Here is a 15,231-nt window from a genome sequence, read left to right as displayed (position 1 = left end):
GGATTTTTTAATTAATGGAACTAATTATGAATATTAATAAATTTCTTTTTTACACAATGTTATTATTATCTTTTTGTATTTTTTGCTTCACCGCTTTTGTTGTGTTTAGCTTTTCTACGACTTTAATTGACATATATGATGAAGGTGGACTAAATCCTTTTAACTATGGCTATGTCGTCGGCCATTTGCTTATTCTTATGTTTGGACTAGGTTGCTTCTATTTTTCAATAAAAACAACCCTGAGATTAAAAGATAAAAATTAATTTTTCTTTTCAAGTCCAGTGATTACTTTCATGATGATCTCGTCCCATGCGGCGGGATTTTTATCTTTTATTATCATAGCTTCAATAAATGGACCAGCATAGCTATCAACCAGAAAGTAAAACAAATCCAAGTCACCAGCGTTTCTTAATTTATTATATATTTCAGGTGTTTTTTCCCTTAACGCATCAGAACCATAAATGGCTCGGGACTTTGCACCACCTATTGAGTAAATAGTTGAAAATAAAGAGCCTACAAGAAATTTACCAACCAGTTTTTTGGTGAAAACGGAAGATAAATCATTGAGTATTGCTGTGCTTACGACAAATTTACCCGTTACTTTTCCTAAACTTTCAGCAAGTGATTTTATTTTATCTTTTCTTATTCTACTCACAAATTCATGTGTGATTATATTTAATGCCTTAGCTAAATCTTCATTTGTAATTCCTTTTTTTATTCTTTGTAAAAGCCGTATTGTTGATATTTCATTTCTTGACCTATTTTCCGTGTCAATAAAGTCAACAAATATAAATGATATGTCTTTTGAAAAATCAATAACAATATCACCAGCTTGCTTAAAGTATATCTTATAGGCTGGTTTGCTTTTTGAATTTAAAATTTCTATTATTTGGTTCGCTATTAAATCCTGTTTTGACATTTTACATTCCTTATATAGTGTCTTGTGCTGTTTTTATTATGCTCGCAATTAGTGCATTCATTTGCGAAAATTAGAGATGAAAATATCCTATCATAGGTTAAAATTTTAAGCGTGCGGAAAACTGTCTCAGGATTGATATGTTGGGCTAAATTGCCTATTTGATGGCTATATCTCTATCTATTTTAGGATTATTGCTCAACTTAATTCTTAATTCTTAATTATTGGGATATGTCTTAATACAATTAACCTTTTAAAAGTAAATCTAAATGAATGGATAAGGGGATGACACACGATGAAGGCATCAACACCGCCTTACAGCTGGCTGACACTCATCCGCAGTTTGTGCGTAAAAATTTCAATGTGGTGCTAGAAAGGACGGTCAGAGAACTTAACGGAGAGCCGTGCCTTGCAAGCACTGATAGCTGTTCTGGACAATATTAATCAATTAGGTAAAGGTAGGGTGTGGTTTGCTGGGCAGGGTATACAGAAAGCATGGCAGATGAAGCGGGAAATGTTGTTACCCGCGTATACGGCCCGCTTCGATGAGTTACTGGAAGTGAAAGCGTGCTGACGATGAGAAAAAGAGACTTCTTGGGAAGCGGATAGTTATCATCAGTAAAAGTGCTGAAGTCATACCCTTGAAGTGGGACTACCTGGTAGATTAACGATATCGGGGCTGGGGGGCGCGAGTCCGGGTATATAACTATTGGGTAGAGATGCCTGTTTCGTGTTAAATACTGACTGGGGCAAAAAATTACCGCAAAGCAACATACGCATTGAATCAGTTTGCGGTAATGCATTGCGAAAACCACAGATACTACCCAGGCCCTTGAATTACCTTACTTTGTGCTGGCCTATCTTGAATAAAACACAGTGGGCCAGATAACTCATCACTATCATCAGCCAAATATGGCATACTAACGCCGAAATTTAACCAAGAAACTTAAAAAATGAAATATTCTACTTTAGCCGCAGTTATCATCGGCATCTCCGCTACTTTAGGTAGTGTTTCACACCAGGTTCAGGCTGCTGGGGCTTCATTAATTAATCTTGATTGCGAATTGAAAGAGGGCGGCAGTCTTTCAGCTGTCTTAGATGGGCCTAATCAGCAATTGATCATTGATAAGTCAGTTTTTCAATTTGTGAAAGTTAATCCGGAAGGTCAAGGGGAGTCATTAATCTTCCAGAAAGCGAATAACCAAGAACATGTTATTGCCGCTCTTAATATCTCTGCAATGCCAATCCGTCTGGCGATTGTCGATGGGGATCAAGCCAGTCAGTATGCTTGTACACATACCAAAGCGTAATTGTTTGATTATGCTAATAAAATAAGGCTACTGTAAGGTGGCCTTTTTCGTTGTATCACGAGTAAACCAATTATTTATCTTGTGTTAGTCAGAAATAAAAAATCCGGATTGGGTGGATTAGTCCCTCAGTCAACACTGAAATTATGCATTAATAAATAATGTGGTGATTCGCGAGCATCATTCAACGATCAGAATATAAAAAGGCGCCACATTCTGGACGCCTTAAATAGATAAAGATATGTGTGAAAACGATCAAGCGAAATAAAAACGATCAATCGAAATAAAAACTATCGACTAAACAGATCGCGTCTTTTCGGCTTAACAAACTGGCTGATCAGCACTAATACCGCCATAAACAAATAAGCAGCAAAGATACCGACTAACCATTGTGGCATCTCCAGCGACAGGAACTCCCACTGTTTTACGGCGCAATCGCCACTGGCAACAAAAATAGCCGGGAACCATTTATCGAGTGGCAACCATGAAGGGAAACTCACAAAGAAATCACAGGTTGTGAAAGGCGATGGATGCAATTGCAGCATCGTGTGTACCCAGGCTAACTGAACGCCTCTCCAGGCGCTGTAGATCCAAATAAAAATCGCCAGATAGCGCAAAGGGGATTTAGGCGCGATCGCACCCAGCAGTGATGCCCCCAGAATACCGAATAATGCGGCCCGTTCATAAATACACATTACGCAAGGCTGTAGCAGCATCACGTGTTGAAAATAGAGCGCAACCAATTCTAATACAAGTGCAGTCAGGGCCATTAATAGCCAAGCACCGCGCCCTTTAGAGCAGCGGTTAAGGAATTGCAACATATCTTTATTTTCCATGCAGTAAGCAATTGTACTGGCAGTGTAAACCAATTCATCTTTGCTGCCAGCTACCCAAGGGTAAAATTAGGCAAAAATCAGCTATTTCTCGCGTATCGCGGCCATCTCAAGTATCAATTTTACTTTGGATGACATATTGGTTTGTTTTGCCAGCCCCTCGGCCGTGAAAAAATACAGGGCTGGCGAATACGATAATGCAAGCAATCAGTGTGTAATGCTAACTCCCGCAGCGATATGAGGCAAACTTATCCAGCCACTTTGCATCATCCACTCCGTTACTGGAACTAATAAATACTCGACACCGAGCAGACCAACACCGGTCATCACTATGGTATAGGGTAGAGCCATGTATACCATTCGGCCATAGGACAGGCGAATCAACGGAGCGAGTGCTGAGGTCAGTAAGAACAAGAACGCGGCCTGACCATTGGGGGTGGCTACTGAGGGCAGGTTGGTGCCGGTATTGATGGCGACGGCCAATAATTCGAACTGTTGCAATGAGATAACGCCCAATTCAAAGGCTTTCCGCGCTTCATTAATGTATACGGTGCCGACAAAAACATTGTCAGAAACCGAGGACAGTAAGCCATTAAACAGATAAAACAGGGATAATTGGGCTGAGGGGGAGGATTGTAAAACAAACTGAATAATCGGCGTGAATAAGCTTTGTTCGATAATAACTGCGACCACGGCGAAAAATACCGTAAGCAGTGCAGTGAAAGGCAGCGCTTCCTGAAAGGCTTTCCCCAGCGCATGTTCATTGGTGATACCACAAAGCGAGGTCGCGAGAATAATGACCGACAACCCCACTAAGCCCACTTCAGCTAGATGTAGCGCCAGTGCAAGAACCAACCAAACGCCAATCAGTGCTTGAACCAACAGTTTCACTTTCTCCTGGCGGTTGCGTTTCGCGCTGGCCTGCTTATCGTAATCCGTCAGAACCTGACGAACTCGTTCAGGCAGCTCCGCTCCGTAGCCAAACAGTTTAAAACGCTCGACCAATATGCAAACCAATAATCCACAACATAGCACGGGTAGGGTGACGGGCAGCATGCGCATAAAGAAATCACCAAAATGCCAGCCGGCACTTTTAGCGATAATCAGGTTTTGTGGCTCGCCCACCATAGTCATGACGCCACCCAGCGCGGTTCCCACACCAGCATGCATCATCAGGCTGCGCAAAAATGCGCGGAATTGTTCCAGCGTTTTGCGATTTTCCTGACTGTCGATCCAACTATCATCATTGATGTCCTTATCTGAATGATTTGAGGCAACATGATGATAAATAGTATAAAAACCGACAGACACACTAATGACAACGGCGATAACAGTCAACGCATCCAGAAAAGCTGAAAGGAAGGCAGAAGCGACACAGAAAGCGAGAGAAAGTGTGATTTTTGAGCGGATGCTCAGCAGCAATTTGGTAAAAATAAACAGTAATAACTGTTTCATAAAGTAGATGCCCGCCACCATAAACACCAGTAGCAACAGGACTTCGAGGTTATTGGCAATTTCCTCTGCTACTTGATGCGGGCTGGTCATCCCCATAGCAACGGCTTGAATAGCGAGTAAACCCCCGGGCTGTAATGGATAACATTTCAGTGCCATCGCCAGCGTGAAGATAAACTCAATCACCAGCAACCAGCCGGCGACGAAAGGACTGACAAAGAAGAACACCAGCGGGTTAATGATGAGAAACGCTACAATTGCCAGCTTGTACCAATCTGGTGAATTACCGAGAAAATTCCTGAGTACGGCTTGTCTAATAGTGATATCCATTGTGGGCTATGGTCTCCTTAATAAATTGTTATATCCACCATGCTTCAAGCTGCATGCGCGTTGGCTGTGCGCAGTCACTCGAATTATTTAGGATATATGGCGCTATTACTGCTCAAGGTTACATTTTACTTTACGTTATTCGCCTAAAAGCAATATGTATAATCTGTTCATCATTACATCTGCGCAATTTTTGCAACTTTATGACTGCTTTCACCATTTGTTCGGCCCTGGAGCTATATCAGAATAGAGTCGTCTGGTATGATGAGCGCACTAAATTGCTGATATTTATCGCTACGGAACGTCAAAAAATATGGTTATAAAGGCGCAAAGTCCTGCCGGTTTCGCGGAAGAGTATATTATTGAAAGTATTTGGAATAATCGCTTCCCCCCAGGCACAATTTTGCCCGCGGAGCGTGAACTTTCAGAGCTGATTGGAGTAACCCGCACAACATTGCGCGAAGTGCTACAACGGCTAGCCCGCGATGGCTGGCTCACTATTCAGCACGGTAAACCAACGAAAGTAAACAACTTTTGGGAAACTTCCGGCCTTAATATTCTGGAAACACTGGCGCGGCTTGACCACGACAGCGTGCCACAATTGATAGATAACTTACTGGCTGTTCGAACTAACATCGCGACTATCTTTGTCCGGACGGCTATTCGCAATCATCCCGAAAAAGCACAAGAAATTTTGGCGCAAGCGCAGACGGTTGATGATAATGCTGAGTCTTTCACTGCACTGGATTACGGTATTTTCCGTGGTTTGGCTTTTGCTTCAGGTAACCCGATTTACGGCCTGATTCTGAATGGTTTGAAAGGATTGTACACTCGCGTAGGGCGTTACTATTTCTCGAATCCAGAAGCACGCAAGCTGGCTTTGACGTTTTATAGCAAGCTATCAATGCTCTGTGATGAGAAAGCCTATGACCAGGTGTTGGACTGCCTGCGTACCTACGGTAAAGAGAGCGGGGCTATCTGGCACAGTATGCAGGGCACCATGCCAAGTGATTTGGCAGAAGCTCGCCGCTAGAAGAGTCATCGTCAAAACAGAACAGTAAAAAGGGGCCAATAGCGCCCCTTTTCCATTGATATCAATCACGTAATGCAGCCAGATTAGAGTTTATTGGCTCTGGGTGGAATACTGTCGAGCAATTCAATACTGCCATCATCATTAAGCTGTTCCATATGAATATCAAACCCCCATAAGCGATGGATATGTTTCATCACTTGCTGGCGACTTTTATCCAGTGGCGCCCGGTCATGAGGAATATAGCGCAGCGTCAGAGAACGATCCCCGCGCAGATCAACATTCCACACTTGAATGTTAGGTTCATGATTACTCAAGTTATATTGAGCAGATAATTCATTGCGAATAGCACGATAGCCCTCTTCATTATGAATGGCCGAAATTTCCAGATAGTTATTCTTATCGTCATCCAGCACAGTGAAGAGACGGAAGTCTCGCATCACTTTCGGTGATAAGAACTGGCTAATGAAACTTTCATCTTTAAAATCGCGCATGGCAAAATGCAGGGTATCCAGCCAATCTTTACCGGCAATATCGGGGAACCAGTAGTAATCTTCTTCGGTTGGCGACTGGCAGATGCGCTTGATGTCCTGGAACATGGCAAAGCCAAGCGCATAAGGGTTGATACCACTGTAATAAGGGCTGTTATACGGCGGTTGATACACCACATTGGTATGGCTGTGTAAGAACTCCATCATAAACCGATCGCTGACCCGGCCTTCATCGTATAAATGATTAAGAATGGTGTAATGCCAGAAAGTGGCCCAACCTTCGTTCATCACCTGGGTCTGTTTTTGCGGATAAAAATACTGGCTCACTTTGCGCACAATCCGCAACACTTCTCGCTGCCATGACTCCAGCAACGGAGCATTCTTCTCCATAAAGTAGAGCAGATTCTCTTGCGGCTCACTGGGGTAGCGCTGAGCCTGGGCTTGCACTTCTTCTTTATCTTTACGTGGCAAGGTTTTCCACAAGGAATTGACCTGGCTTTGCAGGTATTCCTCTCGACTTTTTTGCCGCGCAGTTTCCTCAACTAACGAGATTTTTTGCGGGCGTTTATAGCGGTCAACACCATAATTCATCAGTGCATGGCAAGAGTCGAGCAGCCGTTCAACCTCTTCCACACCATAGCGCTCTTCGCATTCACTGATGTAATGGCGGGCAAACAGTAAATAATCAACGATGGAACTGGCATCTGTCCAAGCGCGGAATAAATAATTGTTTTTAAAGAAAGAGTTATGACCATAGCAGGCGTGGGCCATCACTAATGCCTGCATGGTAATGGTGTTTTCTTCCATTAAATAAGCAATACAAGGATTGGAATTAATCACAATCTCATAGGCTAACCCTTGCTGGCCGTGCTTATATTTTTGCTCGGTTTCGATAAATTTTTTACCGAAAGACCAGTGGGTATAATTAATGGGCATGCCAATACTTGAGTAGGCATCCATCATTTGTTCCGAGGTAATGACCTCAATCTGATGGGGGTAGGTATCGAGCCGGTAATGTTTTGCCACCCGATCTATTTGATCCAGATAGACCTGCAACAATTCAAATGTCCAGTCTGGGCCGTCAGTCAGGCGCTTATCTTGCGCGGTGTGTTTCGATGTTGAAGTTGTCATTAGCGCATCCTCACGGTTTATAACCCTGCAAAATACTGGTCACTTCAATATACCCGTCGCCCTTCAAGATGCAGGGGTGTTGGCTGCCTTCGCTCACCCCAGTCACTTACTTGAGTAAGCTCCTGAGGACTCGCTCAATTGCCGCCTTCCTGCATCTTGAAGTCACTTGAGTATAATCCTAGCTCAATATGAACAAATTGAGGCCTGTCTTGGCGTTATGTCAATGAATATCCGTCATCTTTCAAAAGAGAGCCTCTCCATTGAGGAAATACGGGTTATTTTTTACTGGCAGACGTAATTATCTTAAAAAAGATTTAATTAGATTATTATTCTGTTTATTTGCAGTTATTGCGGAATATAAAACCAATAAAATTAACATCAGTAACATGCTAATTATTCATGCTGTTAATAGGGATAATTAGGCGGGTTTTCAGTCATTCTTTTGTATAACGCGCTGAAAATAGCATGTTATCTCTATTTTTAGTCTGCTATTGAATTGAAAAGTGATTGCAGTGTAAATTAATTGTGAATTAAGTCACAGTCTATCATTAATGTGTTGGATAGTTTTTTCTGCTGGGTTAATTTTCTGTCAACAAAATATTGTGCTTTTGATGCATTTTGGTGTGGGGATGATATGCGGGTTGTCATTTTAGGAAGTGGTGTGGTGGGTGTTGCCAGTGCCTGGTACTTAGCGAAAGATGGACATGATGTCACGGTCATTGACCGGCAGGATGGGCCAGCTCAGGAAACCAGTGCAGGTAATGCCGGCCAGATATCTCCCGGCTACGCGGCACCTTGGGCTGCCCCCGGTGTTCCTCTAAAAGCCATTAAATGGATGTTCCAACGCCATGCGCCGTTGGCGATTCATCTGGATGGCAGTGCTTCGCAGTTGCGCTGGATGTGGCAAATGCTAAGAAACTGCGACACTTCCCACTATATGATTAACAAAAGCCGTATGGTGCGGTTGGCCGAGTACAGCCGTGATTGCTTGAAAGATCTGCGCGAAGATACCGGTATTCAGTACGAAGGGCGGCAAGGGGGAACGCTGCAATTATTCCGTACTGAGCAGCAATTTGATAATGCTGCTAAGGATATTGCAGTATTAGATGACGCTGGTGTGCCATATTCGCTGTTAACCGCGGATCAACTGGCCACCGTCGAGCCCGCGCTGGCAACAGTGGCACATAAGCTCACCGGCGGCTTACGTCTGCCTAATGATGAAACTGGCGACTGTAAGTTGTTTACCGAGCGGCTGGCAAAAATGGCCGAACAGGCCGGTGTGAAATTTATCTTCAATCGCTCAGTGGAGAAACTGCTGGTGGATGGGGATCAAATCGCAGGGGTGCTGTGCGGTGATGACATCATTAAAGCTGATGCTTATGTCGTGGCTTTTGGCGCTTATTCAACGGCACTGCTGGCGGGGTTGGTATCGATTCCGGTTTACCCGCTAAAAGGTTACTCCCTGACCATCCCCATCACCAACCCTGCTTGCGCACCATATTCTACCGTGCTGGATGAGACCTATAAGATAGCCATTACCCGTTTTGACGATCGCATTCGGGTGGGCGGCATGGCGGAAATTGTGGGATTTAACACTCAACTGGAACAGGCGCGGCGGGAAACACTGGAAATGGTGGTCGGTGATTTGTATCCCGATGGCGGTAATATTAGTCAGGCGACGTTTTGGACTGGCCTGCGCCCGATGACACCAGATGGCACACCTATTGTTGGGCGAACTTCGCTGAAAAATCTCTACCTCAATACCGGTCATGGCACCTTGGGCTGGACCATGGCATGCGGTTCAGGTCAACTATTGGCTGATATTATGTATGGTCGGCGTCCTGCGATTCTGGCTGATGACCTCTCGGTGTCGCGCTATAGCGCGGGCTTTCGACCGTTGAATGTTGCGCCGTTGCATGACGTTCATCCAGTTCGCTAATTCATATCCGCCATACTTCAAGTTGCATGTCCGTTGGCTGCAACTTGAATTATTTAGGGTATTAGTGGATAGCCCTTTTGTTAATAACAACGGAATAGTGTTCTGGAAGGAATAAGCATGCCTCGTCCGATATCTGCCACGCTGAATTTATCTGCGCTGCACCATAATCTGAATATTGTTCGCCGCCATGTAGGAACGGCAAAAATTTGGTCGGTGGTAAAAGCCAATGCCTACGGTCATGGTCTGGCACGTATTTGGCAAGGGCTGGCTGCGACAGATGGATTTGCCTTACTGGATTTAAACGAAGCTATCCTGCTGCGAGAGCAGGGCTGGCAAGGGCCAATTTTATTGCTGGAGGGTTTCTTTCAAGCGCAGGACTTAGTGTTACTGGATCATTATCGCCTGACGACGGCGGTGCACAGTGACTGGCAACTTGAGGCCATCAAAGCGGCCCGCCTGACGGCTCCCCTCAATATTTACTTGAAGTTTAATAGCGGCATGAATCGGTTGGGGTTTCCTATTGGTCAGGCGGAAGCTGTATGGCAATGGGCCAACAGTCTTAGCAATGTCGGCGAAGTCACTTTCATGAGTCACTTTGCCAATGCAGATAATCCTATCGGTGTTGACGAACAATTCGCCCAGATCCAACAGGCCTGTGGGCATATTTCGGCGGCTCGCTGCTTTGCCAACTCGGCGGCAATATTGCGTAACCCAGCCACCCATTATGACTGGGTGCGCCCAGGGATTATTCTCTACGGCGCATCGCCCAGTGGTGATATGGCAGATATTGCCGGTCTTGGTTTGCGTCCGGTGATGAGTTTGCACAGTGAGATTATCGCGCTGCAATCATTATCCGCCGGTCAGAGTGTCGGTTATGGTAGCCGTTATCGTGCTACTGGCACGCAGCGCATCGGTGTGGTTGCTTGTGGTTATGCCGATGGCTATCCGCGTGTAGCACCGACGGGAACACCTATTATGGTAGATGGAATATTGACGCACACTGTGGGGGCGATTTCGATGGATATGCTGACCGTGGATCTCACGCCATGTCCTCAGGCGCAGATTGGCAGCAAAGTTGAAATCTGGGGCGAAAATGTGCCCATTGATAATGTGGCACAGGCAGCAGGAACGGTAGGGTATGAGTTGATGTGTGCGCTGGCAGCCAGGGTTACCCTTCTGACTTGACGCTGTAGCGGTGTTAGCGGCTCTCGTTACTCGGCCCGTCCATGGGCCTCGCCTCTGCGAGGCCGCTGCAAGCAGCGTTCAAATCTGCTCCCGGAAGATTTGTCACCCGAATCACTGACTTATGTCAGCTCATCGGGATGAGTTCGTTTGCTGCCTTGCTACAACACCAATTCATTTGGGTAATCGGTTTCTTATTAGCTATTGAAGTGGCGTGCTAGTTTATCTTTTGTAATTTGCCGCGCACATGTTTGCTGGCGCGGCGTGCTTGCCAGGCCAGTAAGCAACCCACCAACATCACAATAGCCAGAGATAACTTAGGTTCAATCGGCAAAGCCATTGCCAATAGACCCAACCCCGCGCCTCCTGCCATCTGTACAAACCCAACCAAGGCTGAAGCCACACCCGCTTCATTGGCATAAGGCTCCAGTGCATAGCTGGTGGCTGGCCCCATCATAAAGGCTAAACCGGCACAGGCACAGGCAACGGGCAACATGTAAACCAGCCAGTGATGTTGCACTTCAGGTGCTAAGCGCAGGCCGTATAGCAGGCTGAAACAGCCGACAGCCATCAGCACGCTACCGGTCATCAGGCAGGCAGGGCGGCCCACTTTTTGGATAATCCGATTCGCAAAAAAGCTGACGGCCATGATCCAAAAACCATTGGCCCCGAACACCAGCGAGAATTGCAGCGGGCTAAGCCCCGCGCCGACCATCAAGACATTAGGTGCCAGAGAGACATAAGTTAGCGCCATGCCCATCGCGCCAGCGTTGACCAGTGCGAAAGTCAGAAAACGGTCGTCACGCAAAATACGCAGATAGTTTTTTATCGGCAAACTCTTCACCGGCTGCGTATCTGCCGGGCGGGTTTCCGGTAGGAAAACGATAATCAGGATTAATACCAGCAACCCGTACAGTGCCAGGAACCAGAATGGTGCGCGCCAGCCAAAAGCTTCGGCCAACAAACCACCTAATAATGGGGCTAATGCCGGTACGATATTTAATGTGCCATTGAGGAAACCAAAAGCACGGGCAGCTTCATTGCCATTAAGGCGGTCGCGCACCCCACTGAATGCCACCACTGCCGTACAGCAAACAGCCACACCTTGTAACAGGCGGGAGCTGACAAACATGAAGGGGCTGACAGCCAGAGCAGCCATCGCGGCACCCAGCATATAAAGGATTATCCCGATGATGGCAATCGGTTTGCGGCCATATTTGTCAACCAATGGCCCGGCAATCAGTTGCCCGACCCCCAGAACTAAAATAAACAGCGCAATGGTAGATTGGATCAATGACTCACTACTGTTTAGCCCCTTGGCAATTGCAGGGATAGTGGGTAAGTAGAGGTCGATGCCCAATGGGCCGAGCAATATCAGGCTTAACAGCAGAAAAAGGAATTTTTGCATAACAACGGAACAACATCCAGATGACAAAGGCAGCAAGGATAAAGAATTTGCCGACAAATGAAAAGGTTGAGCATGACCCAACCCAGCGATAGTGACAATGTCACTTAAGGTTAATGACAAAGTGCCCGTAACGGTGAAAACAGGCAGATCGTAAAGACGCCGTAAACCCATCCCTGGGGGCTCGACCCGCGCCTTCCCTGGCGCGGACGCTTTACTCTTCTACCTGTCCTCACCTTGCAAGATCGAGCCGTTAGGGGTTGTCAGTAGTCTGTAGTGACAATGTCACTTATTGGTGTTTAGAAATCGCTAATAGGTTACTACAACTAATAATATATCTCTTATTATTCACCGTCTAACTTGTCAGACGATGTTCTAACCATTTTTCCAGTTTGATCGCCGGCAGCGCTTCGGAAAATAGAAATCCCTGACCAATCAGGTAACCTTGCCGGCTCAATAAAGTGCGCTGGGCTTCATTCTCTACCCCTTCGACAATCACCGACAGTTGCAAACTCTCGCCAATGCGTATCACCGCTTCACTTAGGGTTCGGCTGGTTTCATCATACTCAATGTCATGTACAAAGCTTTTATCCAGTTTGATTTCATCGAGATCCAGGCGGCGCAGGTAACTGAGGCTGGAATAACCGGTGCCAAAGTCATCCATTGATAGCCGCACCCCCAGACGATGAATTTTTTCTATCGTCGTGAATATTGCCGGATTATTCTCAATCAATATGTCTTCGGTAATTTCCAGCGTCAGATCCTGCGGCGGTAAATGATAATGATGCAAAATATGCAGAATCATGTCCGGTAAACCCAGATTGTGGAAATTGGTCGGCGATAAATTCACTGATACCGAGGGAACATCAATGCCGCGCAAACGCCAGTCGGCCAATTGCCGGCAGGCGGTTTCAATCGCCCACAGTGCCAGTTCATTGATAAGGCCGCTCTCTTCGGCCAGCGGAATAAAACGTTGTGGTGGGATATCGCCTAATACTGGGTGTTTCCAACGACTTAAGGCTTCGACGCCATACAGATGACCATCCTTCAACATCACTTGCGGCTGATAAAATAATTCCAGGGAGCCGATATGAAATGCATGGCGCAGGGCATCTTCCATATCCTGGCGTTGTTGATTGAGATTGTTCATTTCTACACTGAAGAAATTAAAATGCCCACGGCCCATATTCTTCGCTTTATGCATCGCGATATCGGCATGGTTCATCAGAGTGTCCATTTCCATACCATTTTCAGGATACAAACTGATACCTACACTGGCCGATGGAATAATATTCATATTGGCAATTTGGCAGGGCTGAGACAGCAGGCTGAGCATTTTCTCCACTCTCACCGTGGTTTGCTGCATGGTGCTGGAGGCCAGAATAATGATGAATTCATCGCCAGACAGGCGGCCAATGATGTCATTTTTAGGCAAACTGTCGCGCAGGCGCTGGGCCATCGTCGCCAGTAATTCATCGCCAGCGGCATGACCAAGTGAGTCATTGACTTGTTTAAAGCGATCCAGATTAATCACCAACACCGCCAGCGGATGATTCATTTCAGTTGCCAGAGCAATGGCTTGTTTGCCATACACCAAAAATTGGGTGCGATTGGGCAGCCCGGTCAATGAATCATAAAAAGCCAAATGTTGAATTTGTTTGCGTGAGAGTTCTCGCTCCATAGCCAGAGAACATAAATTGGCGATTAATTTGACCAACTGACGATGAAAATCACTGGGTTTTCTTATTTGTTTGTAATAAAAAGCAAATGTACCAAGCACTTGCCCTTGGCTGGAGAGAATGGGGGTTGACCAGCAAGCCAATAAGCCATGCGGTAATATCAGATGACGGTAGTCCTGCCACAACGGGTCGGTGGCGATATCTTGTACTTCAACCGCTTCTTTGCGAAATGCGGCTGTCCCGCAGGAACCGGCAATTGGGCCGATAGGCACATAGGAGAGAATGGCAGTATAAGTGAGTGGCAGGCTAGGGCCAGCAAGATGGCAAAGGTGATTCTGCCCGATACTTTGCAAAATACTGGCGGTCACCTCAGGGGCAATGCGCTCAACTTCATGACAGAGTAATGACATCACTTCTTCCAGCGGGCGTTCGCGGACCAGGGCTTCCAGCACTTTATATTGCAACACTTCATACATTTTGGTCAGGGTGATATCCGTTAGCACCCCAATGCTGTAACTCTGCTCGCCTTGCTCATTAATCAGTGAGTTCATTACTGCTGAGCACCAATGGGGTTGTCGGTCTTTACTGTAAAAAAGCTCTTTAGGCAGGAGCCGCTGGCGTGTATCGGGTGAGGGGCCATTGACTGGCGCGAGCTGTTCAGGATGCGCACTTTGCAGTAGATCGACCATATTTTGCCCCAGAGCCTGTTCTGGAGTATAGCCAAACAGCTTCGTAAACCCTTGATTAATATAAACAGCTTGTTGTCCGTGCTCGGTGTTTGCCGCAATAAACATCGCGCTGTCACTACGGTCGGTTAATTGCGTTAAAAGCTGCACCCACTCTTGGGTTGCTTTTTGCTGTTCAATTAAAAAGGTAATGTTTTTGGCAATTTTCACTATGCGGGTCACCGAACCGTCAGGGCCGGATACCGGTTGATAGATGGCCGCTAGCCAAACTGTTGAGCCGTCTTTATGTAAACGCTCAAAACGTCCTTCCAGAGATTGTCCGGCCAGTAGGCATTTTTTGATTTCTTGATATTCTGCGCTGCCGGTATAACCGGGATGACAAAACATCAAATGATGTTGGCCAATGACTTCATCACGCTGATAGCCAAAATAATCAAGATAGTTTTGATTAACTTCAATAATGCGACTGGAAGGATCAAACTCAATAATTGCTAATGAATGATCTAATGCGTTTAATAAGGCATTATTTTCGTTGTCCTTAGACCGCCTGTTTTTCTGCCATTCTACTGTTTTTTTGGCTTTCATGATTAATTCCTGGGAAAAAGAATCGCTTGGCAGTCTTGTTACTTGTGGTTTGAGCGAAGTTATCACCGTGGCTATTGGAGTATCACTATTTGTTTATAAATAGAATAAGATTAATGACAAATATTCAAATGTGAATTAAAGCGCAATATACAAAAAAATACCGCCGTCTTATTTATACCGATGCTATTTTTTGTGCGGAATATAACACTAAGTTTAGTCGATAATCGGGGAGGGAAAGAGGGGATTTGCGGTAATTATTGGGCTGCTT

At 45.7% G+C, this 15,231-nt stretch carries 10 protein-coding genes and 3 pseudogenes; 6 read left to right on the top strand and 7 right to left on the bottom strand.

The window, feature by feature from the left end; all coding sequences use genetic code 11:
* Positions 1–259: 259 nt before the first annotated feature.
* Positions 260–919 (bottom strand): hypothetical protein, encoded by a 660-nt coding sequence (locus tag HU019_RS20325; RefSeq protein WP_235921083.1) that lies wholly within the window; start codon positions 917–919, stop codon positions 260–262.
* Positions 920–1,216: 297 nt separating this feature from the next.
* On the opposite strand from HU019_RS20325, the pseudogene HU019_RS20545 reads away from it, so the two are divergent.
* From HU019_RS20545 to HU019_RS15255, 3 genes and pseudogenes are all read left to right on the top strand, one after another.
* Positions 1,217–1,330 (top strand): annotated as a pseudogene (locus HU019_RS20545) (hypothetical protein); the annotation flags it as partial.
* Positions 1,329–1,490: pseudogene (locus HU019_RS15260) on the top strand (DUF4113 domain-containing protein); the annotation flags it as partial. The pseudogenes HU019_RS20545 and HU019_RS15260, both read left to right, overlap by 2 nt.
* 379 nt (positions 1,491–1,869) lie before the next feature.
* Positions 1,870–2,226, top strand: coding sequence for a hypothetical protein (locus tag HU019_RS15255; protein ID WP_174849739.1), 357 nt, complete (start codon positions 1,870–1,872; stop codon positions 2,224–2,226).
* 287 nt (positions 2,227–2,513) lie between these two features.
* Here the strand turns inward: HU019_RS15255 and dsbB are convergent, their stop codons facing one another.
* Together dsbB and nhaB are read right to left on the bottom strand one after the other, a co-directional pair.
* On the bottom strand, positions 2,514–3,044 hold the full coding sequence (gene dsbB, locus HU019_RS15250) for a disulfide bond formation protein DsbB (RefSeq protein ID WP_174849750.1): 531 nt from the start codon (positions 3,042–3,044) through the stop codon (positions 2,514–2,516).
* A 219-nt stretch (positions 3,045–3,263) separates the two neighbouring features.
* The gene (gene nhaB, locus HU019_RS15245; RefSeq protein WP_174849738.1) at positions 3,264–4,838 is read right to left on the bottom strand and encodes a sodium/proton antiporter NhaB; all 1,575 of its coding nucleotides are present in this window, start codon (positions 4,836–4,838) and stop codon (positions 3,264–3,266) included.
* 310 nt (positions 4,839–5,148) lie between these two features.
* Between nhaB and fadR the strand changes: the two genes are divergently transcribed.
* Complete coding sequence (gene fadR / locus HU019_RS15240) at positions 5,149–5,868, top strand: fatty acid metabolism transcriptional regulator FadR (protein WP_174849737.1); 720 nt, start codon at positions 5,149–5,151, stop codon at positions 5,866–5,868.
* A gap of 83 nt (positions 5,869–5,951) precedes the next feature.
* Here the strand turns inward: fadR and HU019_RS15235 are convergent, their stop codons facing one another.
* A complete protein-coding gene (locus tag HU019_RS15235; RefSeq protein WP_174849736.1) occupies positions 5,952–7,487 on the bottom strand; it encodes a SpoVR family protein in 1,536 nt (511 codons plus the stop codon).
* A gap of 634 nt (positions 7,488–8,121) precedes the next feature.
* Here HU019_RS15235 and HU019_RS15230 point away from each other — a divergent pair.
* Positions 8,122–9,426 carry a D-amino acid dehydrogenase gene (locus HU019_RS15230; protein ID WP_174849735.1) on the top strand — a complete coding sequence of 435 codons (1,305 nt, stop codon included), beginning with the start codon at positions 8,122–8,124 and terminating at the stop codon, positions 9,424–9,426.
* 117 nt (positions 9,427–9,543) lie between these two features.
* The gene (gene dadX, locus HU019_RS15225) at positions 9,544–10,611 is read left to right on the top strand and encodes a catabolic alanine racemase DadX (protein WP_174849734.1); all 1,068 of its coding nucleotides are present in this window, start codon (positions 9,544–9,546) and stop codon (positions 10,609–10,611) included.
* Positions 10,612–10,825: 214 nt separating this feature from the next.
* On the opposite strand, the gene HU019_RS15220 is transcribed toward dadX, so the two are convergent.
* The 3 genes and pseudogenes from HU019_RS15220 to HU019_RS15215 form a co-directional block, all read right to left on the bottom strand.
* Complete coding sequence (locus HU019_RS15220) at positions 10,826–12,016, bottom strand: multidrug effflux MFS transporter (protein ID WP_174849733.1); 1,191 nt, start codon at positions 12,014–12,016, stop codon at positions 10,826–10,828.
* Positions 12,017–12,122: 106 nt separating this feature from the next.
* Positions 12,123–12,188 (bottom strand): annotated as a pseudogene (locus HU019_RS20465) (gluconate 5-dehydrogenase); the annotation flags it as partial.
* Between the two features lie 180 nt (positions 12,189–12,368).
* Positions 12,369–14,963 (bottom strand): bifunctional diguanylate cyclase/phosphodiesterase, encoded by a 2,595-nt coding sequence (locus tag HU019_RS15215; protein ID WP_174849732.1) that lies wholly within the window; start codon positions 14,961–14,963, stop codon positions 12,369–12,371.
* Between the last annotated feature and the right edge of the window lie 268 nt (positions 14,964–15,231).

The organism is Yersinia artesiana, from assembly GCF_902726545.1.
GTDB classification, from domain to species: Bacteria; Pseudomonadota; Gammaproteobacteria; order Enterobacterales; family Enterobacteriaceae; genus Yersinia; species Yersinia artesiana.
This window is presented reverse-complemented; position numbering and strand designations above follow the sequence as displayed.

Bases quoted from the DNA above. Each gene is read 5' to 3' on its own strand.
- HU019_RS20325 (WP_235921083.1), bottom strand. From the start codon at position 919: ATGTCAAAACAGGATTTAATAGCGAACCAAATAATAGAAATTTTAAAT.
- HU019_RS15255 (WP_174849739.1), top strand. From the start codon at position 1,870: ATGAAATATTCTACTTTAGCCGCAGTTATCATCGGCATCTCCGCTACT.
- dsbB (WP_174849750.1), bottom strand. From the start codon at position 3,044: ATGTTGCAATTCCTTAACCGCTGCTCTAAAGGGCGCGGTGCTTGGCTA.
- nhaB (WP_174849738.1), bottom strand. From the start codon at position 4,838: ATGGATATCACTATTAGACAAGCCGTACTCAGGAATTTTCTCGGTAAT.
- fadR (WP_174849737.1), top strand. From the start codon at position 5,149: ATGGTTATAAAGGCGCAAAGTCCTGCCGGTTTCGCGGAAGAGTATATT.
- HU019_RS15235 (WP_174849736.1), bottom strand. From the start codon at position 7,487: ATGACAACTTCAACATCGAAACACACCGCGCAAGATAAGCGCCTGACT.
- HU019_RS15230 (WP_174849735.1), top strand. From the start codon at position 8,122: ATGCGGGTTGTCATTTTAGGAAGTGGTGTGGTGGGTGTTGCCAGTGCC.
- dadX (WP_174849734.1), top strand. From the start codon at position 9,544: ATGCCTCGTCCGATATCTGCCACGCTGAATTTATCTGCGCTGCACCAT.
- HU019_RS15220 (WP_174849733.1), bottom strand. From the start codon at position 12,016: ATGCAAAAATTCCTTTTTCTGCTGTTAAGCCTGATATTGCTCGGCCCA.
- HU019_RS15215 (WP_174849732.1), bottom strand. From the start codon at position 14,963: ATGAAAGCCAAAAAAACAGTAGAATGGCAGAAAAACAGGCGGTCTAAG.